This is a genomic window from Acinetobacter parvus DSM 16617 = CIP 108168, from assembly GCF_000368025.1.
Taxonomy (GTDB): Bacteria; Pseudomonadota; Gammaproteobacteria; order Pseudomonadales; family Moraxellaceae; genus Acinetobacter; species Acinetobacter parvus.
The window spans coordinates 544,268-544,798 of the sequence record NZ_KB849211.1 but is presented as its reverse complement, the minus strand read 5'-3'; the positions used below and the strand labels follow the sequence as shown (position 1 = coordinate 544,798).

The 531-nt window shown below is 40.3% G+C and carries 1 protein-coding gene; it reads left to right on the top strand.

Annotated elements, in window-relative coordinates; all coding sequences use genetic code 11:
• Positions 1-531: hypothetical protein (locus F988_RS15190; RefSeq protein ID WP_004681393.1), on the top strand; the 531-nt coding region annotated here is incomplete at both ends.

The window sequence follows — 531 nt, the reverse complement described above, 5'->3', positions numbered from 1 at the left end:
GCTTTGGATGGCAAAATCACCACTAATAAAAATGCAATCAGCACTTTAGACGGACGAGTCACAACTGAAGTAGGTAATTTAAATACAGCGATTACAACCAGCACCAATACGATTAATACCCGTATAGATGGTGTGGATACGACAGTTGCAGCTTTAGATACCCGAATCGGTAATGAAGTTACCGCTTTGGATGGCAAAATCACCACCAATAAAAATGCAATCAGCACTTTAGATGGACGAGTAACAACCGAAGTAGGTAATTTAAATACAGCCATTACAACCAGCGCCAATACGATTAATACCCGTATAGATGGTGTGGATACCCGAATTGGCAATGAAGTGACTACGTTAAATACCAGGATTGGTACAGAAGTTGGAACACTGAATACCCGAATTAACAATGAAGTTGGAACGTTGAACACCACTATTTCAGGACTTGATGGACGAGTCACGACTAACACAAATGACATTGCACTGTTAAAAACCAATACAGGGAATCTTGCAGCAAATGCAGTGATCTATGATTCAGCA